Annotated in this window: 10 protein-coding genes and 1 pseudogene; 9 read left to right on the forward strand and 2 right to left on the reverse strand. The window is 58.5% G+C overall.

Going from position 1 to position 22,022, the window contains the following annotated elements; all coding sequences use genetic code 11:
• The first annotated feature begins 86 nt into the window (after positions 1-86).
• The 3 genes and pseudogenes from L6D82_RS21010 to L6D82_RS21020 all read left to right on the forward strand — a co-directional run.
• Positions 87-1,193 (forward strand): GGDEF domain-containing protein, encoded by a 1,107-nt coding sequence (locus L6D82_RS21010; RefSeq protein WP_085745233.1) that lies wholly within the window; start codon positions 87-89, stop codon positions 1,191-1,193.
• Complete coding sequence (locus tag L6D82_RS21015) at positions 1,186-2,121, forward strand: iron-sulfur-binding ferredoxin reductase (protein ID WP_102717246.1); 936 nt, start codon at positions 1,186-1,188, stop codon at positions 2,119-2,121. The genes L6D82_RS21010 and L6D82_RS21015 overlap by 8 nt, the downstream gene beginning before the upstream one ends.
• A gap of 29 nt (positions 2,122-2,150) precedes the next feature.
• Positions 2,151-2,888: pseudogene (locus L6D82_RS21020) on the forward strand (enoyl-CoA hydratase-related protein); the annotation flags it as partial.
• 219 nt (positions 2,889-3,107) lie between these two features.
• Here L6D82_RS21020 and pyk read toward each other — a convergent pair.
• The gene (pyk, locus tag L6D82_RS21025) at positions 3,108-4,559 is read right to left on the reverse strand and encodes a pyruvate kinase (protein ID WP_007951250.1); all 1,452 of its coding nucleotides are present in this window, start codon (positions 4,557-4,559) and stop codon (positions 3,108-3,110) included.
• A gap of 175 nt (positions 4,560-4,734) precedes the next feature.
• Here pyk and L6D82_RS21030 point away from each other — a divergent pair, with 175 nt between their 5' ends.
• Entirely contained in the window at positions 4,735-5,121 is a 387-nt protein-coding gene (locus tag L6D82_RS21030; RefSeq protein WP_011335675.1) for a tetratricopeptide repeat protein, read from the forward strand.
• 218 nt (positions 5,122-5,339) lie between these two features.
• Positions 5,340-5,699 carry a PilZ domain-containing protein gene (locus tag L6D82_RS21035; protein WP_007951248.1) on the forward strand — a complete coding sequence of 120 codons (360 nt, stop codon included), beginning with the start codon at positions 5,340-5,342 and terminating at the stop codon, positions 5,697-5,699.
• Between the two features lie 45 nt (positions 5,700-5,744).
• Here the strand turns inward: L6D82_RS21035 and L6D82_RS21040 are convergent, their stop codons facing one another.
• On the reverse strand, positions 5,745-6,149 hold the full coding sequence (locus L6D82_RS21040; protein WP_085745230.1) for a DUF6124 family protein: 405 nt from the start codon (positions 6,147-6,149) through the stop codon (positions 5,745-5,747).
• Between the two features lie 470 nt (positions 6,150-6,619).
• Here L6D82_RS21040 and L6D82_RS21045 point away from each other — a divergent pair, with 470 nt between their 5' ends.
• The 4 genes from L6D82_RS21045 to L6D82_RS21060 all read left to right on the forward strand — a co-directional run bounded on the left by L6D82_RS21045 (position 6,620) and on the right by L6D82_RS21060 (position 22,014).
• Positions 6,620-9,814, forward strand: a complete 3,195-nt coding sequence (locus tag L6D82_RS21045; protein ID WP_236191438.1) for an Ig-like domain-containing protein — start codon at positions 6,620-6,622, stop codon at positions 9,812-9,814.
• A gap of 135 nt (positions 9,815-9,949) precedes the next feature.
• Positions 9,950-13,573 (forward strand): Tc toxin subunit A, encoded by a 3,624-nt coding sequence (locus L6D82_RS21050; protein WP_236191441.1) that lies wholly within the window; start codon positions 9,950-9,952, stop codon positions 13,571-13,573.
• Between the two features lie 12 nt (positions 13,574-13,585).
• Entirely contained in the window at positions 13,586-17,692 is a 4,107-nt protein-coding gene (locus L6D82_RS21055; RefSeq protein ID WP_236191442.1) for a Tc toxin subunit A-related protein, read from the forward strand.
• Positions 17,689-22,014: an alpha-2-macroglobulin family protein gene (locus L6D82_RS21060; RefSeq protein ID WP_236191443.1), complete on the forward strand. Its 4,326-nt coding sequence runs from the start codon at positions 17,689-17,691 to the stop codon at positions 22,012-22,014. Before L6D82_RS21055 ends, L6D82_RS21060 begins: the two co-directional genes overlap by 4 nt.
• Positions 22,015-22,022: the final 8 nt, after the last annotated feature.

Consider the following 22,022-nt stretch of genomic DNA (forward strand, 5'->3'; position numbering starts at 1 on the left):
TCATTTATCGACTGGGCCACTAAAGTGGCAGCCGGTCTGTAGAGTAGGACACTCGGTCAGCCTCTTATCGCACGGTGAGTCAACGATTGACCCATAACGCCATTCAACGTCTTTTGCTCAAACGCTTCGCCCTCGCTGCAGCCACCTATGGATTGGCTTTGCTGCTGCTGTGGCTGGCGTATTTCACTGGTCATTACAATGACTCACTGGCCGGCGTCGCCGTCGGCAGCGCACTGGTGGTAATCAGTCAGGCGACCCTATTTGCCCTATTCTTTTCTGGCTGCAACCTGCGTTTTTCCGACCCGAGCCTGACGGAAGCACAAGTGCTGCTTGGCCTCGGCTGGCAGACGTGGCTGATTGCACATCTGGAGGAGGCTCGGGGCGAGTTTCTGGTCTTTTATGTGCTGATCCTGCTGTTCGGCCTGTTCCATCTTTCACAACGGGCGTTCGTGCGCTGCGCGATGCTGGTGTTCTTCAGCTTCTGCGCCATCACGCTGTGGGACGGTTATCACATGCGTCTTCACGATCCGGCGCTGTCCGCGTTGCAGGCGTGCATTCTGCTGATCGTGCTGGCGTGGCTGGTGATTTACGCGCGTTTCGTCCAGACGTCGCGCCAACGCATGCGTCAGCGCCGGTTCGCCTTGCAGGCGCATCAGGACACCCTGCGCGGGATGATGCGCCAGCTCGAAGACCTGGTGGCCACCGACGAATTGACCGGGCTGTTCAATCGCCGGCATTTCCTGCGCCTGGCCACCCGCGAGCTGAATGCGATGGAGGCCGACGTGGTGCATGGCCTGGCGCTGATCGACCTCGACCACTTCAAGCGCATCAACGATATTCACGGCCATGCCGCCGGCGATCAGGTGTTGCAAGCCTTCGCCGGGGTGGCCGGGGCCTGTCTGCGCGACGGCGATGTGCTGGCGCGTTATGGTGGTGAAGAATTCGTGGTGCTGCTGCCCGATTGCAACGCCGAGCGCCTGACCGCCTGTTGCGAACGGCTGCGCATCGCCTTCACCGACGTTGAACTGGTGGGCCTGAATGTGAAAAACCTGAGCCTGTCCGCCGGCATGACCCTGCTGGAACTGGGCGATGATCTGGACGATGCCTTGCAGCGTGCCGATCAGGCGCTCTACCGGGCCAAGCGTGACGGGCGCAACCGTTGCGCAGCCGCGTGGGAGAACGTCGATGCCTGAACTGCGGGTCGGTGAACGACAGTGGTCGGTGGCAGCGGGCAGCAACCTGCTCGATGCCCTCCTTCAGAACGGTGTGGCGGTGCCTTACAGCTGTCGCGCCGGCAGTTGCCATGCGTGTCTGGTGCAATGCGTGCAGGGCTTGCCCGCCGACAGTCGCCCCGATGCCTTGAGCGCCGAGCAGCGTGATCAGGGCTGGCGGCTGGCCTGTCAGTGCCAGGTGATCGAAGACTTGCAGGTGCATACTTTCGACCCCGTCACCGATGGTCGCTCGGCCACGGTCGAAGCGCTGGACTGGCTCGGCGACAGCGTGCTGCGATTGCGCCTGACACCCCAGCGGCCGTTGCGCTACAGCGCCGGCCAGCATCTGGTGCTATGGGCCGGCCACATTGCGCGTCCTTATTCGCTGGCGAGCCTGCCGGAAGAAGACCGCTTTCTCGAGTTCCACCTCGATTGCCGCCAGCCCGGCGAATTCAGCGATGCCGCGCGCCGCCTACAGATCGGCGACCCGATCCGCCTCGGCGAACTGCGCGGCGGTGCGTTGCATTACGACCCGGACTGGCATGACCGGCCGCTGTGGCTGCTTGCCGCCGGCACCGGCCTCGGCCCGTTGTTCGGTGTCTTGCGCGAAGCCTTGCGTCACGATCATCGGGGCGCCATCCGCGTCATTCATCTGGCCCATGATGCCGACGGGCATTACCTGGCCAAACCCCTTGAAGCACTGGCTGCGCAGCGGGAAAACCTCAGCGTCGAAGGGTGGACGGCGGCCGAGTTGCCGGGCGCTTTGGCGCAACTGCGCCTTGTTTCCCGACAAACCCTGGCCTTAGTCTGCGGCTCGACTGCCAGCGTCGACGCGTTTGCCAAGCGTCTGTTCCTGGCCGGACTGCCGCGCAATCAACTGCTGGCCGATGTCTTCCTGAGCCGTGGTTGAGCGCTGAATTCTCAGACGCGAGACCTGCCATGCCCGAAGCCATCCTGCTGCACCGCGAACGCGGTTTGCTGACCCTGCGCCTCAACCGCCCCGACAAGAAAAACGCCCTGACCCGCGCCATGTACAGCCAGTTGGGCGACGCGCTGAAACAGGCTGACAGCGATCCTGAAATCAACGCCGTGCTGATCACCGGCAGCGCCGAGTGCTTCACCGCCGGCAACGACATCGCCGACTTCATCCAGCAACCGCCGAGCGACCTCGACAGCCCGGTGTTTCACTTCATGCTCGAACTGCTCGAATGCCGCAAACCGGTAATTGCCGCCGTGGCCGGGGCGGCGGTGGGGATTGGCACGACGCTGTTGCTGCATTGCGATCTGGTGTACGTGGCGCGGGATGCGCGGTTGCGCATGCCGTTCGTCAACCTCGGTTTGTGCCCGGAGTTCGGTTCCAGCCTGATCCTGCCGCGCTTGCTCGGGCAGGCCAAGGCATCGGAGCTGTTGTTGCTGGGTGAAGGCTTCACCGGTGAGCAGGCGGCGCAATGGGGCATCGCAACCGAGGCGCTGGGCAGTGGCGAAGCCGCGTTGGCCAAGGCGCGGGAGATGGCGTTGCGGTTTGATGAGCTGCCGGCCGAGGCGGTGCGGATCAGCAAACAGTTGATGCGCGCGCCGGATCGCGAGTTGATTCGCAAGGTGATCGAGGAGGAGGGCGCGCTGTTCACCCAGCGGCTGAGGTCGCCGGAGGCGTTGGCGGTGTTGACCGGGTTCATCACGCCATTGAGATATCCGCCGACCGCCGCCGCACTCCGTGCACCGATCGTTCCCACGCTCTGCGTGGGAATGCAGCCCGGGACGCTCCGCGTCCCATGCCGAAGCGGACGCGGAGCGCCCATTGAGGCATTCCCACGCGGAGCGTGGGAACGATCAATCTGAAATGAAAAAGCCCCGCCATTCACATGGCGGGGCTTTTCGTTTTCAGCAACCGGTCACTCAGACCTGCGGGTCGCCCACGTGCAGGATCTTCATGCCGTTGGTGCCGCCGGTGGTGTGGTAGCTGTCGCCCTTGGTCAGGATGACCCAGTCGCCTTTCTCGACCACGCCGCGCTTGACCAGCTCGTCGATGGCTTTCTGGCTGACTTCGTTCGGGGCCAGCGAAGCCGGGTCGAACGGTACGGTGTACACGCCACGGAACATCGCAGCGCGGGCCTGGGCTTCGCGGTGCGGGGTGAAGCAGTAGATCGGCACCGACGAACGAATACGCGACATGATCAGCGGGGTGTAGCCGCTTTCGGTCAGCGCGATGATCGCCTTGACGCCCGGGAAGTGGTTGGCGGTGTACATGGTCGCCAGCGCGATGCTCTCGTCGCAGCGCTCGAATTCCTTGCCGATGCGGTGGCTGGAGGTCTTGCTGGTCGGGTGCTTTTCAGCGCCGACGCAGATGCGCGCCATCGCCTGCACGGCTTCCAGCGGATAAGCGCCGGCAGCGGATTCGGCAGACAGCATCACGGCGTCGGTGTAGTCGAGCACGGCGTTGGCCACGTCGGACACTTCGGCGCGGGTCGGCATCGGGTTCTGGATCATCGACTCCATCATCTGGGTCGCCACGATCACCGCTTTGTTGTGGCGGCGTGCGTGCAGAATGATTTTCTTCTGGATGCCCACCAGTTCGGCGTCGCCGATTTCCACACCCAGGTCGCCACGGGCAACCATCACGGCGTCGGAAGCCTTGATCAGGCCGTCTAGGGTTTCGTCGTCGGCCACGGCTTCGGCGCGTTCGATCTTCGCCACCAGCCAGGCGGTGCCGCCGGCTTCGTCGCGCAGTTGACGGGCGTAGTTCATGTCGGCAGCGTCACGCGGGAAGGACACGGCGAGGTAGTCGACTTCCATTTCAGCGGCGAGCTTGATGTCGGCCTTGTCTTTTTCAGTCAGTGCCGGAGCGGTCAGGCCACCACCGCGACGGTTGATGCCTTTGTGGTCAGACAGCGGGCCGCCGATGGTCACGACGCAGTTCAGCTCGGTCGCGGTGGCGGTTTCAACGCGCATGACCACGCGGCCGTCGTCGAGCAGCAGCTCGTCGCCCACGCCGCAGTCCTTGACCAGGTCCGGGTAGTCGATGCCGACCACCTGCTGGTTGCCTTCGGTCAGCGGATGGCTGGTGGAGAAGGTGAACTGGTCACCGATCTTCAGCTCGATGCGCTTGTTGGCGAATTTGGCGATACGGATTTTCGGGCCTTGCAGGTCACCCAGCAGGGCGACGAAGCGGCCGTGCTTGGCAGCGAGGTCACGCACCAGCTTCGCGCGAGCCTTGTGCTCGTCGGGGGTGCCGTGGGAGAAGTTCAGACGGGCGACGTCCAGGCCAGCCAGAATCAGCTGTTCGAGAACTTCCGGCGAGTTACTGGCCGGGCCAAGGGTAGCGACGATTTTGGTACGACGGACGGACATGCAAAGACTCCTCAAGTTCAAGCGCCAGCGAAGGCTACTATGCTCTTGGGGTGTAGTCATTGTTCGTTTGCACTACTTAATAGTTTCTTTATTGAACACGGCAACTTTGGGACAAACGCGCCTGAAGATTTCCGACCAGGGGTCGATACAGAGCACAAGACAGGAGAACCCCCCCATGCGATTCGTGCCCATTGCCGCCCTTGCCCTCAGCGTCCTCGCCGCTTCGGGCTGCACCCGTTGGTCGATGAACCATCATTTGAACAACGCCTACAGCGCCTACGACCGGGGCAACTGCGAGCAAGTGATGCTCGAACTGTCCAAGGTCGAACGCGCCAGCCGTGCCCGCCCTTACGTGTGGCCGGAAGTGTCGATGATGCGCGGCCAGTGCCTCGAGCGGCAGAAAATGTTCGTCGATGCGGCGCAGACCTATCAGTTCATCATCGCCTCGTACCCCAACAGCGAATACGCCTACCGCGCCCGCGCGCGTCTGGAAACCCTGCAGAGCCTGGGTCACTACCCGACTCGCAGCGCTGCCGCCGTGGTCCGTCCAACCCGGTTCTGATGGCGGTTGTCATACAAAAGCTGGCTGCTTGTATAGGGTGAGCTATAGTCGAATGAAACCGGTGCAGATCGAATTCTGTACCGGCGCAACACCTGCGACTGGCATGAGATGCACGTGGCGAGCGCCACACCGGGAGCGGGGAGAGCGAACCTGACGCACAGGTCCGTTCCGAAGCGAGAGTGCGGCTCTGTGATGGAGCCTTGCATGGCGAACTGAGTATGTTTACCGACCGTCGAATCGAACGGCATCAGCTGCCGTATTTTCTGCGAGTGTTCAACAGCGTCACCGACAAACCCATCGGCTTTCTGGGCAACGTGTCCGAAGACGGTTTGATGCTCATCAGCCAGTTGCCGATGATGATCGGTGCCGAGTTCAACCTGCGCCTGAAAATCCCCTTGGGCGAGGGTTGTCAGCAGGTTATCGACCTGACGGCTTGTTGCCTGTGGTGCCACGAAGACGCGACCCCCCGACACTACGACGCCGGCTTCAGCCTGTACCGGACACCGCCCGAGTATGGGCAACTGGTCGAGGCGTTGAAGCAGTATTTCAGTTTTCAGCCGTTGCCGGCCTCGGCCTGAAAACAAAAAAGGGCCACAACCTGACGAAGGTTGTGGCCTTTTTTCTTATGCGGTTATCGCAATCGCCCGCTCGTTATCCAGCGTCTTCTCCACCAGCAACAACCCCAACTCACTCAACTGATAGATCGCCATCGCCAGATGCCGCGGCTTGTCGTCCAGGCTGTCGGCCAGGTCGAGCAGCAGGATGCTGACTGACGAAAAGGTTTCGTAGGTCTGGATGGCGATGGCTTCGGGGTTGATCTCGGGATCGACCTTGAACATCTGCATGCCGCGATCCACGGAATTGCGCGGTTTTTCGGGCGAGGGATTGAGGTAGAAATCCAGAGCCCGGTGAGCGGCGTCGTGGAGTTTCTTTGAATCGACGGAGGCGTAGGGGGAGACCGGATCGGGTTGATCGGACGGTTCTGTTGGGTCGGTGTCCAGTGGTGGATTTGGAGTTGCTTTGAACATAAACGTAAATCCTCTAGTGGGCCTGCCACCACCTCGCGACTAAACGAGGGGTGGCGGCTGAACGCAGGTTAGTCGACCGGGAGGAATTACGAAAAACCGGCGCGCCCGAGGGCGCCCTGCGTACAGCCACCATCGAGTGCGGGGATAGGGAGTACCCGACTTGATGACGCTTATACACCTTTCGTAATACCTGCCCGAGCGACTAAACCCGGCCGCTGATTGGCAGCGACACGGATCAAGTTACGGGGCAACGCCAAGGCGCACAAGCCGGCGGATTCTGAGTGATTTGTAGGCAATGGCACAAGCCGTCGTAGCCCGTTGTTACGACTTGCGGGACGCTGCCGAACCGGGCTGTGGGAAGAGTTACCGTTTGTCGGGACTGTCAGATTTTACAGGTGTCGGCCATAACCGAATTGGCATTAATGAGAACGGTCAGCTCGTGTCCTATACATCCCGTCGAGGAGCAGGTTATGGAAGATCATGAAGAAGGCACCATTGAAAATGATGTTCCAGACACGAGCATTTCGACGTTGCCATCATTCATCCAGTCAGATGAAGTTTTGGAGGAACGACAAGAGATCAGAGCGTACAAAACCGTTGCAGGCACTGCCTATTGGTGCAGTTTGGAATTTTTCAGTGAATTTACTGCGGACGGTAGTCAATTCAAGTGCAGAACATCACGTTATAACGCCAAGGCTAATGGAGGGACAAAGGGCAACTTATATGTCAGAGCCAGCAGTCAGAACACATGGGATTTCACCTGGAATGATATAGGTAACCAAAACGGCCAGTGGAATACGCTGGAAGCTACCGGGTGGATTAATTCACCGAGCGGGAGCGCCACTGTTTACTTCAAATACATTTATGACAGATCTGGTGCCAGTGACGTAGAAATGGATGTGGACATCGTCCTCACCTTCAAGCCCGCCACGCCCGTCATTACAAGCCCCTCAGGGAATGTGGCAACGACTCCATTCACGGTTACCGGCACGCGAGGCATTCCTAACGCTGGAACTATCACCCTGCATAATGCCAATGGCGGTGCTCAACTCGCTACTGCGGTTATTGCGACCGATGGAGGGTGGACTGCCTCTGTCGCCTTTCCCCCCGGCCTTAAGACGCTGACTTTCTACGCCAAACAGACTATCCGGAATTCTGTTTCAGACGAGTCCAACCGTGTCACTGTGAATCTGGTGGTGGCTGCTGTCACCATTGACTCTCCAAAATCCGGTGACTCGCTGCGAGAGCGTCAACCGGTGATCAATGGCAAGGGCCATTCGGGAGCGACAATCAAGGTCTACGAGGCTGATAGTGGGGTGATTCTCTATGGATCTGGAACGGCCCAAGGCGGACAGTGGAGCATACGGCTGACCACACCGCTCCCCATCGGGCGGTTCACTTTTCATGTAAGCCAGGACTATGCCGGGGAAACGACATGGTCCGACAAGGTGCCTGTTTTCGTTTTGCCCAGATTGCCTGTCATTACCCAACCCGCCGCCCAATCAGAACAGAACCGTTCATTCACCGTCAGCGGCACCGGGGGCGAGGTCGGGGCCATCATGAGGATCCATCTCGATCTGAATGATGCGGTGGTTGGCTCTCTTCAATCGGTAGCAGGGAATGACTGGAGTGTACCGGTCGTTATCCCGGCCAGTATCGCTCCCGGCGAAGTCCGCCTTACTGCCCAGCAGACTTTGGGAGTGCCTTCCGATCGAAGCGATTATCGGCCATTTAAAATAAAACCCCCGCAACCGAGCAAACTGACGGTACAGGTCGATGCCCAAGGCAAGGTGACCCTCGGAGGTGTCGGACATATCAGTGCGACGTTCTATCTCCACGTCGTGAACAACGGGACGCCTCTCCACTCCTTTACCGTGACAACGTCTCCCTGGTCGGTGTTCTTTCCCGATTGGTTGCCGGGTACTTCGCTGATCGGTGGCCGACAAAGTGTGCCCGACGGTGTAGGGCAGCCGATCTATTCGGACTGGATATCGGAGGGCACCACGGTCGTGGTGCCTGTTCCTCGTCCAACATTGAGTGTGCGCGTCAGCCCGGACGGCATTCCTACGTTTTCCGGTACGGGCAGGAACTGGTCCGGTCAACCGGCCTCCAGAATCGAGGTCCGACTGGAAGGCGCCAGCTCCGCGATCGTGCCGATCGTCGACGTTTCCGAAGATACGACCTGGACCAGCACGGCAACAGCACGCTGGGCTCCTGGTACGTATCAGGTTACGGCCATTCAGTGGTTCACAACGCTGCAATCGGAAAGGGTTCAACCGCCTGTTTCGGTGGTCATCTCCGCCCCCCCTGCCGTTATCGAAAAAGTGACCCCGAACGGCTTGTTTGCAACGGTTGCTGGCCAATGCTGGCCGGGAGCGGTGCTGACGATCAAGTTCAGCGACGATACTACTCCCTATCCGGTTACGGATACGGACAAGAACGGGCAATGGGACTTCCAGCGCCCCACGGCGTTTCGCCCCGGCAGGCACTTGGTCACGGTCACGCAGACTTTCGGCGGGCAAACCTCTAATCCGGTGTCCATGTCCTTCGATATAGCGGTGAGCGTACCGGTGATCACCCCACCACCCGGTGGGCAAACGGATCATTTGCCGGTATTGCACGGCACCGGCGGGATCGACGGCTTCACGATCAGCGTTTTCGATTTCGTGACCCTCGACCGGTTGGGAGAGACGCTCGCAACAGGGAATGCCTGGTCGGTACAGCTCACGGAACTCGACTACCTGACCCAAACCGTTTTCGCCATACAGGTGCTGGGTGACTTGCAATCGCTGCCCAGCACTTCGGTCGCTTTCAAAGTGGTTTTGTATGCGCCAAGGATCGACTTTCCAACAACAAGAACATCGGTCCCCCGTACATTCACGGTCGAAGGTTATGCCAGAGCAGGGAAAGGATTCGTCCGGACTGAGGTCGATGTGTATCTCGACGGCGTTCCCTTTCGTATTTATCCGCATTTTGGCGATGGATATTTCAAACAGAATTTCACACGGCCAGTGGGGCCATGCGTACTGAAAGCCAGGCAGTATTTCAAGGATCAGGAGTCTCCACTTAGCGAGGATGTGCAGGTCACGATCGTTCCCGACAAGGCATACATTGAAACGCCAGGTAGTGGTGAGGCTGTCGGACGTACTGCGGTGATCTGCGGGTTCGGATACGCAAGAGATACCGTCGTGGTTGCTTTGCCGGGTGGTGCGGAGCTGGGGCAGGCCAAGGTCCAGCAAGACGGGACATGGTTTTGCCGGATCGAAATCCCAGGGACCGGCACCGACCTTTCACTCGTCACCGAGCAGCGCAAGGGTGAGTTCCACTCCGGTTGGTCCGAGGCAAGACCCCTGCAGCGCCTTGCGCCCCCACCCTCATTCAACGAACCGTCGGAGGGCAAGTGGGAGGGAGCAACGCCCAGATTCGCAGGCGGTGCTCTGGCGGGTCCGAAGGTTGATGTGGTCGCCTGGTATGACTCCGAGGATAAACATGCCAAGTCTCTTGTGACCAACGGCGGACGTTGGGCCGGAATATCGGAGCGAAATCTGCCTGCTGGCCCGCAATGGGCCTGTGCCGTACAGGTCGTGGGTGGAAAACATTCCATGCCAGCGGACAGCAAGCGATTCGATGTCGCGCCGCCCGACGAACCGCCAAGTCAGGCTTAATCCGACCAAAGGTCAAGTCTACTGTCAGTTCTGACAGTAGACGCCACCCGCTCGATGACGCCAAATCCTTTGCAGGCACCATGCGAAAGGCGCCGTTCCTTTACTGGAAGTCGTTTCAGACCCAGGAGCATCCACATGTACCGCTCTCCCGCTCAGATCGCTCAGAAGATGTTCACTCAAGCGGTCGGTAAACCCAAGCGCTCGTCCACGACGGCTCTGACACGTTTTTTCAAGGCGGGGGGATCGGTTGCCGTACTGGCGCAGAAAGGCGTCGACGGGTTGATGCACGATTTTGGCCTGAACCGGCAGCAGGCCGGGGAGTTCCAGCAGCGCCTCAATGTGCTGTCGACCGTGGTATTGCGGCAGTTCATCGAGCACCAGTTGACTGCCAGAGATGCCAGAGCTGTTGCGCGTTCGGGGCTCAATAACGGTCCGACTTACGCCTTGTTGTTCAAGCCGAACTTCGACGCGTTATGCCCGCCGGATGCGATCGAAGCCATTCACTCGCCTGCGGCGTATCTGACAGCCCTGTTGCATTGGGCATTGCATCGGCTGGGGGAAACCGATGGCAAGGAGCTTCCGCTGGTTGGCCGGCGTACGGATCTCGAAAAACTGCTGATCGATGTCAAGGCCGTCCATGGTGCAGTGTCGTCGGTGGAAGTGATCAGCCACATCATGGAGCACTTCATCACCGCCACGCTGGGGCCCATTCAAAACCTCGATGAGGCGTTGAACCAGAAGGCCTTTCCTCGGGAACTGCCCTTTCACTGGCCTTGGGTTACGCTCGATCATGTACTGAAGGGACATGGCGAATCGGTGGGCAGCGTGGTGCGTCTGTGCGATTTGCAGTATCCGTGCTTTCTTCGTTCGGCACCGTGGAGCGACAAGTCGGATGACGCCCTCGTTCAAGCTTCACGGTTGAGTCCATCACAGCGGACAATCCTGACCGAGGCGAGTCATTTTCCAGACGGGGGCGACGAGTTCTACCAGAAATACCTCGGTCTCAAGGAAATTTCGATTGGTAATCTGAGGCTCGTCCACGTTTTCAATGAAAGAACGAAGCTGGATACGCCGGCGCTTGAGGCATTGCTTTCGATTGAAGGTTTCACTCCCTTCCTGTCCGAAAATGCGCCGGGTGTCGTCACGGGCCCTGTTACAGGCAAGGACCATGGGTCTGTCTTTGTACATGAGGCAAAGACCCCGTCCATTGCCATTGTCAAAACGGAATCGGGCCTTCTCAATCGTTTCGAGAATATGGGGAGGCCCGACGAGCCCGACGAGCCCGACCATTCCGAGCGGGTTGATCGTGCCAATCGTATATTGCGACTGACTGACTGGTTGCGGTTGGCCAGTGACGAAACCGATCGACTGATCGTTGCGGCAATGCTCGCTGAAGTGCCCCCGCCGACCCCTTCTCGCTACTGGATCACAAGCAATACTCTGCGAGCTATCGGGCTGTTCCAGGCACTGCGGGAGGTCTTTGGATGCACCGCAGAAGACTTCGCCGCCTTTATCGGGCCGCTTTGCGTTTTCGGGCGCGGCACGGAGCGTGCCCAATACGATCGAGTTTTCAACAGTGGTGCCACCGGTTCTCGTCCTTTGGTACTTGATGACCGATCCTTCCCGGTGATTCCCGTGACCGCTGCCGACCTGATTACGGTCAAGCAATTGTGCGCAGGCCTGGGTATTGATCTGGAAACCTATTTTTACCTCGCCAACCTGATTGCCGCCGCTCACGGCCTGGCTGAACTCAAGTGCAGCTTGCCGATCGTGTCCGGTTTTTATCGCATGGTCAGGCTGCCCCGGTTACTGGGGATTACTCCGATCGAGGCGGTCCTGTTGTTGAATCTGACGGGAGGTCAGGTCTGGGTGAACGCACTGGCCGGCGTGCCGCAGATCAACAACCAACAATCAGCGGGTAAGCCGGACGTACTGAGTGTGATGCATGCCTTGATGGATGGCGTGCAATGGGCCCGGACCGCGCAGTTGCCGGTGCACTGGGTGGTGCAACAAGCAACAGCCTGGCCACCGAACCGGCCCGATGAAAGACAACTCTCGTTGTTTGATCAATGGCGTCGGCAGGTCCCGGTGGCTCGGGTGACGGAAGATGTACTGAAAATGGCCGGTATCGAGCCCTTGTCGAACAATCGCCAGTGGCTGCGGGCGTTGAGGGCGTTGGTTGACGAACAGGGACTGATTCGTGATTTTGTTGAGTCAGCGGATCAGACCTACGAAGCCCACGCCCGGGAAATGACGGAGCGGGCCGTGGTGTTGGAGACGGGGAGCCTCGATACAGGTCTGGTGGCGCTGATTCTGGCGGTGGTGCTGCGTTGCCGCGCCAGTCAGAACAGTATGGTTCAGGAGGGGTTGGCTGCTTATAGCGGTCTGAAGCCGGATCTGGTTCTGCAGGTGCTTGGCTGGTCCGGCGCAAATGTGCATTTCGTATTGGCTCAGGTGCTCGGATTGCCGGAAGCCTCCAAGGACAGCGCTACTGTGCCGCGGCGGGAAGACCCGTCGAGCGATCCTGTTCTGCAGGTGTTGGCCGAGTTCTCGAGACGCAGCGCCGTGGTCGCGAGGCTGGAACTCAGCGGTGAATTTCTCACTCACTTCATCGCGACCGGGTATCGCGAATGGTTCGGTCTGCACTCGGTCGACGCATTCGACCTTTCAGCGTTGTATTACCTGACAGTCTACAAACGTGCCCTGGGCATGAGTGATCAGCCGGAAACGAGGCTGGTTGACTATCTGCGCCGCGTTAACGCGCTGCCGGCCAACCTGAGCAATCACGGGCTTGAGCTGGTCCAGGAGCGAGCCGCGAAGTGGCTCGCCGAGCTGTTCAACTGGAGCGTGGATGAGGTGCGCATCTGCGCTGCCCATGTGAATCCGTCGAAAGGCCTGGTCGTGACCCTGCAACAGCTCGATGTGCTGACACGCATTCGCTTGTTTGCCCAAAAGACCGGTCAGAGTGCCAGGACACTCCTCGAGCTCGGGAAGCTGCCACCGGACAGCGAATATGCCGACTATGAGTACGTCGCAGACCTTGTCAGAGCCAGCCTGACGACCACGACCGAACCGAATTACGCTGACGACGTCATGGCCGTGGGGCTGGACGTGATCGTGCACTGGACGACGGTGCCCGACCCCGTCAGGTTGATCGCTAACAAACCGGACGAATTTGCCGAATTTACCGTAACGGTAAAGAACCGCGAAGGCCAGGCGCGATTGAACGTCAATGTTCATTGCGCCACCACGCTGGGCCGGTTTGAAACTTCAATGATCACCACCGACGTCAACGGCACGGCGACGGTGAAGTTTTTCCCGGACAGCCGGATGGGCAGCGTCACTCCCGTTTTCAGGCTGGATCTGGGTGAGGAGACGGCCGCACCGAGGATCGAAATCGGGCCGGATATGGCCACACTCCATTTGAGAGCCCAAAACCCTTTCCCCGTGCCCGACAGCACCGTGCTGATCGGAACGCCGGTGACCTACCGCGCCATTGTCCTGGACGACTACGACAACCCCATCGCAGGCGCCTCGGTGAGCTGGAAACTCGATCCGCTACCTCAGGGTGAGATCAAGACTGTGACTGACCGGCAAGGAGGCACCGAGGTGACATTCACCAGTGCCGAACCGCTTACCGTGAAGGTTAATGCGGCGGCTGAAAATTCGACGGCCGTTACGTTTCGCGATGTGAAGTTTGTCGAAGCCCTTCCCGCGCGCCGGCGAGTACCGGCGCCCCGCAAGCAACGCAAACAGTGACAGGAGATGGTGATGCTCAACAAAACTTCAGGTGAGCTGTCAGCCCTGCGTCGCAATGCGTTGATTGATTTCTGTCTTCACGCAAAACATGACAAGGCCAGTCATCCCTTTCCGATGAATACCCAATCGGCGGATGACCTCTGGGAATGGCTGCGCACCGATCCGCTGGACAGCGACGAAATTGAAACCTCGTGGGTGGCGGAGGCCAGGAGCTGTTTGCAGTCCTACCTTTTTGCGGTGTTGCAGAAATTTGAACCGGGGTACGACGGGCGGGAGTTCGATCCTGACCTTCTGCAAGAGTGGGATCTCGCCAGCAGTTACGGGTCGTGGTCGGCAAGCATGCTGCTGTTGTGCACACCTGAGGATTACATCACGCCTTATGTACGCATCCGCAAAACCGGTTTGTTCAGGGCTCTTGAGAGTTATGTGAATCAGACCTCGATCACTGACGATTCGGTGCTCAAGGGCGCTCAGCGCTACCTGCGCAGCTTTGAAGAAACGTGCAATCTGAACGTCAAGACCGGTTATCTGGATGGGGCCAATCCGCTGGAGACGCATTATTACCTGGTGGGCAGGCAACGTGTTGCACCTTTTGGCTGGTTCTGGCGTGAAGCGAACATCAAACTCGCCTTCGACTCGCCATCGGTCAACCCGACTGACTGGCGAGAATGGAAATCTGCCGACATTCCCACCGATGACACTGTGCTGGATTGTCGGATGGTCTTTTGGGAAGGCCGGGCGTGCATGGTCTGGGTCCAATGGCGCCCGGGTGTTTTCGATAACGCGGGTCAACTGCAAAGCCTCCATGAGCTGGAAGTCATGGTGGCGTTCATCGCGCTGGACGACAGCTGGTCGCCACCCATTCGCTTGCATCTGCTGCAGACGGACAAGGACGTTTCGAAGGGTTGCCGGCTGGTCGCGGTAATTTTGCGCGACGAGATCGATACCTCGTATCCCAAGGGCAGGCTGGCGGTACATGTGACCAATGCCGAGCCCAAAGTCGGTACGTCGTCAGTGCTGTCTGTCGCTATCTATGAAACCCGTGACTCGCTGTTTCGCAAGGTGAAGGACGAAACGGCGGTCATGGATTACCTGGCCAATCACCTGTTTGTCGAGCGCCGTACGCTTCAGCAAAAGATGCAGCCGAAGCTGTTTCCGGCCGTTGACAGTGAGATCACCAGGCCCGGCACGCTGGCCGAGTACCTGGGGATCAAGGCTTATATCGTGCGTAACAGCGCTACTGAGCACTCGCTCTGGGTTCAGGGGCATTGTGCCCATGTCTCACGTGGCGGTGACACGAACGTTGAGTTCACGCTGAAAGTCGAATTCACCACTGGTGGTGACCCGGACCCAGTTACTGCCAGTTACTCGAGTTCCGGTGGATGGGCAACGAAATGGCAGGAGATCAAGCGAACAGGGTTTAACAGCAGCACGCTCACCGTGAAACTGACAGGCGCCGCAGACCACGGTGAGCGAACCCTCGTCCTGACGGTCCCCGCCACGCTCGGTGATCATGGACCTCTACCGTACATCCATGACACCGATGCGCAGGGCGCCCAGTTTCTGGCCTTCAACCAACCGGCAAACGTTCTGAAGTTGAAATACGTCCGGCTCAATACGTTGATCGGTCACGAACTGGTGTTGCGCTCCAGTGTATCGATCGGCGTGTTGCTGGACTGGGCGACGCAGTTTCCGAAGGAGCCGCCTTTGCCCGAAAGCCAGGTCGAGCCGAACGGTCCGTTCGATGGTGCCAATGGTCTGTTTTTCTGGGAGCTGTTTTTTCACCTGCCACATCTGATTGCCGTCCGGCTGCGTGACGAGAACCGTTTTGAGGCGGCCCAGCGCTGGCTGCATTTCATATTCGAGCCGCAGTCGCCCGCTAAACCGGCGCAGGGCGATACCCCGGCAAGGCCGCAATACTGGCATTGCCGGCCTCTGGACGTGGAAAAGCCCGACATCTGCTATTGCTATGAAGTCTTCGCACCGGGGGATCCGGATGCCATCGCCTATTCATCGCCCTGGCATTACAAGGTCGTGATTTTCCTCGAGTATGTGAACAACCTCATCGCCTGGGGTGACTGGCTCTATCGCCAGATGACGCGGGACAGCCTGACGGCCGCCAAGCTGCAGTATGTCCGGGCCCGATCGCTGATGGGAGCCAGGCCGGATACCCGTAGCGTCAATCGCTGGGTTGCAAAGGAACTTGGTGAACTTGTGGGAGAGATGCAGACCCGACCGGCCCTCGCGGAATTTGAAACGACATTGCAGCTGCGAACAGAGGATTTACCGGTCAGGGCTGCGCGTACTCAGCATTTGGGTGTGTACGGCACGCGTTCTTTCAATATACCGGTCAGCCCGCGTTTGCTGACGTTCTTTGACCTGCCTGATCAGCGTATCGACAACATTCGCCATGGTCGGACAATCGACGGCAAGCTTGCATCCATCCCTCTTTTTACCGCCATGGATCCAAGTGAGTTGTTGAATCGCCTGGCAGCCGGTAAGGCGGGACCGGTGCGACCGATGGGTGGACAGTTGCGAGTTGCGGTCTATCGCTGGGACGTACTGTTCAATGCAGCGTTGCAGATGGTGCAGTACCTGCAGGAGCTGGGGAACGAAGTACAGCGTCTGCTTGAGCAGCAGGATCGTGTCCAGCAGGAGACGTTGCAGCAACGCCATTTGACTGAGCTTGGCGAATTCGCTCGTCGGGCACAGGAAGAATCCATAGCACGTGAGGTCGAGGGCCTTACGGCGTTGCAGCACAGCAGAACCATGGCCGAAGAGCGAGAGCTGCACTACGCCGATCTGTACGACAAGCACATTTCTCCCGATGAGTTCAAAGTCATGGAGCATGTTGAAGCCGCTTCGGGCCTCGCTTCTCTGGCCACTGGCTTTGAGATGGGGGCAGCGGTAATCCACGCGTTCCCCAAAATCTTTGGATTGTCCAATGGCAATCATGAGCCGGCTTATCTGGTCAGTGCCGTGGGATTTGGTTTTCGGATGGCCGCAGACGTGCAGCGCGCCAGTGCCGACAAGACGGCCACCTCCGAAAGCTATCGTCGTCGCCGAGAGGATTGGTGGTTGCTGCGTAAACAGGCCAATACTGAAAAGAATGCGATCAGTGCCCAGATTGCAGGTCAGGAACGGGCCATCAATGCAGCAAGGATCAATCTGGAACACACCCTTGCCGCGAATAGCCAGGCGCTCAGACTGTTCGAGTTCCTGCAGACCCGGGCGACCAATCTGGAGCTTTACCAGTGGTTGATGGGGCAACTGCAGACCTTGCACTTTCAGGCGTATGACGCCGCTGTTGCTCTGTGCCGGAGTGCCCAGACAGCCTTGCGGGCGGAAACCTGTGAGTTCGATGCCTATCAACTGAACACCGATGTCTGGAGCGACCAGCGGCGCGGCTTGACGGCTGGCGCGACATTGCAGGCCGGTTTGTTGCGAATGCGGTCGGAATATCTGCAACGCAATGAGCGACGCCAGGAGATCGTCAAGACCGTTTCGCTACAACGATTGTTCAATGATCCGGCGACCCGGCCAAAGGGTTTTGACAACTGGACTGATGCGCTGGACCACTTGCTGGCAACGGGCGCACTGGATTTCGAGCTGATCCAGCTACTGTTCGATCGCGACTACCACGATCATTACTGCCGCCAGATTTCTCGTGTCGAAGTCAGTCTGCCGGTGCTCACCGGGCCCTTCGAAAATGTGGTGGTGAAACTGATACAGGTCGGCAGCTATATCGCTACAAAACCGTCGATCGAGTCTTTGGAATATCTGCACTCCGGTGGAGGCGTTGCGCCTGTCGATGTGCTGATCAACCTGAGCAGTGGGCAGCAGGTTTCCCTGTCTACCGGGCTGGATGATACCGGTGTGGTTTCACTCAGAGCTGACGAAGGCATGACCCTGCCGTTCGAAAACACCGGTGTCGTTTCGCGCTGGCGGATCGTATTTCCCTGGCATTTGAATCAAAAGCCGATGCTGTTATCGCTGACCGATATCGTGATCAAGGTGTTTTACACCGCCAAGGTCGGGGATCTGGCTTTTTCCAGAAAAGTGCAGGAACTGGTGAACGAAGCTGAGCGCAAGGTCGAGGCCAAGGGGACTCAATCATGATCGAAATCGACATCGACACGGATCACAATTTCGTGATGAACGGCGACATGACTGAGGGCTATGACCACTGGGACGATGTGGCCAATCCGGGGGGCGTCGAAATCCGGAACGACGGTAACGTATCGTACATGGCGCTAACCCACCGCGCGGCGGTTCGGCAAAGGATGATCGTGCCGATCGGACAGCAGGCGGAGGTCCGTTATGGCCTGCGTCTTCTTTACGACACCACCTATTTGTCATCGCCCGGGCTAGTGGTTGTAAACAAGAGGGGGAGTGACGAAAAGTTCGAAATCGAATTGCCGGTGAAGACAGGGTTGCAGGATGTCGATCCTTTGGCGATTGATCTGACCGAGATGCGCAAGGATTTGCCGGACAGCCTGGATTTACAAGCGGGTGATGAGCTGGAGATTAATTTGAGCAGCCCGGCAAGGGGTGTGGGCGAACCCAGCTCTGTGGAAATTCGTCTGACCGGGATAGAGATAAAGCTGAATCTTCCGGAGTTGGGGCTGTTGGCCGTATTCAATGATGGCAAAGGTTTCGACGCAGGCAACGTCTTGCCGATCTGCCTGGGCGCTATCGGGGATCAGAGTCACAGGGTTTTTTTTGCGGTTGATCCGCAGAGTGTCTGGAAAAATCTCGAGGCCTGCCTGTGGTTTGAAGATAACCCGCTGGAGGCCATTACCGCCGAGCCCGAGTTGGGAACATCTCAGCTCATCAGTCTGGACTGGCTGCTGGATTGTCCGCAGCCGTCAGGCAAAGAACCTTATGAGCTGGAGGCGAAGATTTACAGCAAATACTCGGCGCCAGCGTATCCGCTATTGGTTTCCTGGGGGCATCACCTCTTGGAGCTGTTCGTACTCAAACAGGCCGAGACGTACCCGGTCATTGAGTACAACCAATCGGTGGAGCTGCAGGTTCAGGTCAGATCCTTCTATACCCAGGCACCGGTACCGAGTGAGGTGATCTGGCGGGAAGAGGGTAAGGCGGGAAAGGTTTTGCACCGGGCACCCACCGATGCTCAAGGTCGAGCGACCTATCTGTGCACGCCAACCGAGGAGGGGGTGAGCAGGGTTACCGCCTCGGTTGCCAGCCCTTTGTCCGACGATGGCGAAGCGACGCATATCTTCGAAGTTCGGGCGTTTGCTATCGATCCGTTCAAAACCTTACAGGCTCGGTTCGATGGTGGGGCACCGGCCGTCTGGGGGGAGAAGACCCGCTATCCGGAACGCGGTGAGTCATTCCCTGTCAATCTGGATATTACTGCGGAGCATCCTCTGATTGCCGCCAACTTTTTCCTGATCTGGGCAAATGGTGATTCACAAGAGGACGTCGGAGCAACCGCTCAACCGAACTTCGGGGCTCCTGCGCCTGTAGTTGACGGTACAGTCCTCTGGACAACGACCTTCGAGGACAAGCGCGACGGCCTGTTTGATTGGGTTCTCGGTTGTTCCAGGTTGCAGCATTTATCGCCAGGCAATGCCCTGTCGCTGGCTTACAACAGAGTCGAGATCGGCAAGACCTGGGGGCCGAACAAGTTGCCGAGGGTGGACGAAAGCGAAATCGTCACCTGCATGGTGAATGTGCAAAAGGGCGACAGACAGCCTGTCAGTAACGTAAAAGTCGAGTTTGAAACACCGAAGGGTACAGTCACATCCCTCACGGGCGTGGATGGCTGGGCAAGCGTGGATTACTTGCCCGCCAATGCCGGTGACCAGAATATCGTCGCGCGGGTACAGCGCCACGAAGACGCGCCAGTGGATGAACATTCATTCGCCGTCAAAGCTTTGCCCACCAGCGCATGGAAAGGGCAGGTCAACTTCTCTTTGGACGGGAAACCGATTGATCGACTGATTCAGGGTGTGGTCTGTCGGCGTGGCAGAGCGCACAAGCTGCGGATTGATCCCGTTGCGAACAGCAACTTTATCGGCAAGTCGATTGCCCTGCACTGGAATGCAAATACGCCCCCTTTACCGGGGTTTCAGCTGGACCCGCAAGTCGATGTTCCTCGGGTCATGACTATTTTCGGCCTTGAGTGGGACATCACCTCGGGCACCGATCTCAGCGGGTTCTCGACATTGGCGTTCAGCAGTTCCCATTTGCCGGAAAAGTGCGAGTTTCCCTTGCGGCTGCTGGCCGCCGATCTCGCCAGTGAGGTCCGGGCGATGCTTGATCATGTTTCAGCTGAACCGGGTAACGACAGGTTGTATCCCTGCCTGTGGACGTCTCACCAGTCGATGTATATGCCATATGGGATCAGCGCACTGCATGGGCTGCCTGTGAAAATGGCCATCACACCCTTGGCACCGGGAATGGAGGTCAACCCACCACTGACTGAGGGTGTCGTCATGACGGCGGGTGGTGCGCGCAGGCAACTGGATTTCACCAACAGCACAGCCGATGTCGAGATGACTCAGACCGCTACCATCATGATCGATGGAGAGTCGCTGACGGCGCAGACTCAATTGAAGTTGGGCCATAACAAACTCAAGATTCTGGCCACGCGCGGTCCTGCCATTGATCCCGTCATGAGCAAGGGCGAGCGTGCCAGGGTCGAGTTTCGCTTGGGCTCGGCGTTCAATGATCAGCCGATCAAGGGGGCAGAAATCGCGGTGCAGACCGGGAGTGCCGGGCCGGTTTCCTTACGGACAGATGCCGATGGCTGGGCGCGGCACGATGCACTGCCGAGTCAGGCCGGTATAAGCTTCATCACTGCTGTTGCTTCGAATCCTTACGATGGGTCAACGGCGGAAACCCGGACGCAGCTCACTGCCCTGGCAACGGATCCCTGGCTGGATCTGGATCTGGATCTGGATCCGGATGTTTCCGTGAGCGCTTCACAGCGGTATGTGTGGGCAGCCAACGCGTTGTTTCCGAGACGCGGTGAGGCCTTCGGTTTCCGGCTTTTTGCGAGGGATGGCAGCCCCTTGCTTGATCAAAAGTTAGCGCTGGGTCTGGTTAATCCCGGCCGGAGTGAGGTCGGGCTCGAATTCAATCGGGTGTTGGGTGAATTCCACACGCTGGATGAGCGGGGGCTGGATTTTGAGCTCAAGGATGGAGATGTGAAGGACGCCAGTGTGTCTTTGCAGTTGGCTGCCTTTCGCTTGCTGGAACGTTCTCCTGTTCAGCCCCTGTCTTTGGGAAGTCGAGCCCTTGTCGCCCGGATTACCTCGACCAGTAGTGTTCTTGAGGTCGTTGATTGGGGAGCAACAGTGAACGCTGAAGTCACCGTAACCCATGTGTTGACCGGAAAGGCCATGAGAGGTTTACCGATCCGGTGGGAGTTGTCGGAGCAGGAGTCTCGGGTGACTTCCACCAACTATCGGGGGGTTGCGCAGATCAGCTTTGTTCCCGAAGTCGCGGGTCCAGGTATCGTCACCGCTTCTGTTGCCGGTGGCGCTGATTCGGCTTCAGTCGACTTTCGTTATTCAATGAACGAACCGTGCCAGATTGAAGATTTGGTCGTTGATGTGTCGAGCGGAAATCCCGGGCAAAAAGTGTCGGCGCATGTTTTCGTGGTTTCGGCTCTTAGCAAGAAGGCGCTGTCAGGGATCGAGGTGGGCTGGCGGCAGGGTGAACAAATATTGCCTTCGACATTCACTGATGCTCAAGGCAAGGCAACGATCGAGTTCTGGAGGGTGCCCGGTGAAACCCGATTGATCGCTTCGGTTCGAAGCGGTCTGGCCGGTAACAATGTGAAGTCGCTGATACTGTCAGCCCCGCCGGATGAGTTGGTCGTTGCAGAGCTGGCCAGTGACAAAACCAGATTTTGGCTGGGTGAGACCATGACAGCACAGGCCCGAGTGCGCTATGAGCGACACGGGGGAGTTGCACCAGGCGTACCGGTGGTTTGGCGTTTCCCGACTTCGCAGTCGCGCACCTCCATGACCAATGAAAATGGACTGGCAATGATGCAAGAGATGCCTGCGCAAATTGGTTTGCATCAGTTGGCTGCCTATGTCCAGGAGACATCTGGCGGATCCGGGACTTTGAATTATGAGGTTCTTGATCCGCTTGATTCTCCTGACCATGCAGATATCGAGTCTGTGACAGCTTCGATCAGTCCGGTGCTCGTTAACACGTACACCACAATGACCGCGCTGATTGTGGCAACGCGGTCCCGCCAGCCTATGGCGAACAGGAAAGTCTTCGTTTCCAGAAATGGACAGCCAAGCCAGGAATCAAGCACCGACAATCAGGGCAAGTACTCGCACTCCTGGTCGCCGACTTCAACCTCTGAGCAGGTTTCTCTTCGGGTCACCCTGGAAAACCCCGGCGGTACTTCGGTTAGCAAGGGGGTGACTGTGCCTGTTGTGGAGCGTTGATTCGGAAG

The sequence above is a fragment of the Pseudomonas paraglycinae genome (assembly GCF_021601625.1).
Lineage (GTDB): Bacteria > Pseudomonadota > Gammaproteobacteria > Pseudomonadales > Pseudomonadaceae > Aquipseudomonas > Aquipseudomonas paraglycinae.

Bases quoted from the DNA above. Each gene is read 5' to 3' on its own strand.
- L6D82_RS21015 (WP_102717246.1), top strand. From the start codon at position 1,186: ATGCCTGAACTGCGGGTCGGTGAACGACAGTGGTCGGTGGCAGCGGGC.
- pyk (WP_007951250.1), bottom strand. From the start codon at position 4,559: ATGTCCGTCCGTCGTACCAAAATCGTCGCTACCCTTGGCCCGGCCAGT.
- L6D82_RS21030 (WP_011335675.1), top strand. From the start codon at position 4,735: ATGCGATTCGTGCCCATTGCCGCCCTTGCCCTCAGCGTCCTCGCCGCT.
- L6D82_RS21035 (WP_007951248.1), top strand. From the start codon at position 5,340: ATGTTTACCGACCGTCGAATCGAACGGCATCAGCTGCCGTATTTTCTG.
- L6D82_RS21040 (WP_085745230.1), bottom strand. From the start codon at position 6,149: ATGTTCAAAGCAACTCCAAATCCACCACTGGACACCGACCCAACAGAA.
- L6D82_RS21045 (WP_236191438.1), top strand. From the start codon at position 6,620: ATGGAAGATCATGAAGAAGGCACCATTGAAAATGATGTTCCAGACACG.
- L6D82_RS21050 (WP_236191441.1), top strand. From the start codon at position 9,950: ATGTACCGCTCTCCCGCTCAGATCGCTCAGAAGATGTTCACTCAAGCG.
- L6D82_RS21055 (WP_236191442.1), top strand. From the start codon at position 13,586: ATGCTCAACAAAACTTCAGGTGAGCTGTCAGCCCTGCGTCGCAATGCG.
- L6D82_RS21060 (WP_236191443.1), top strand. From the start codon at position 17,689: ATGATCGAAATCGACATCGACACGGATCACAATTTCGTGATGAACGGC.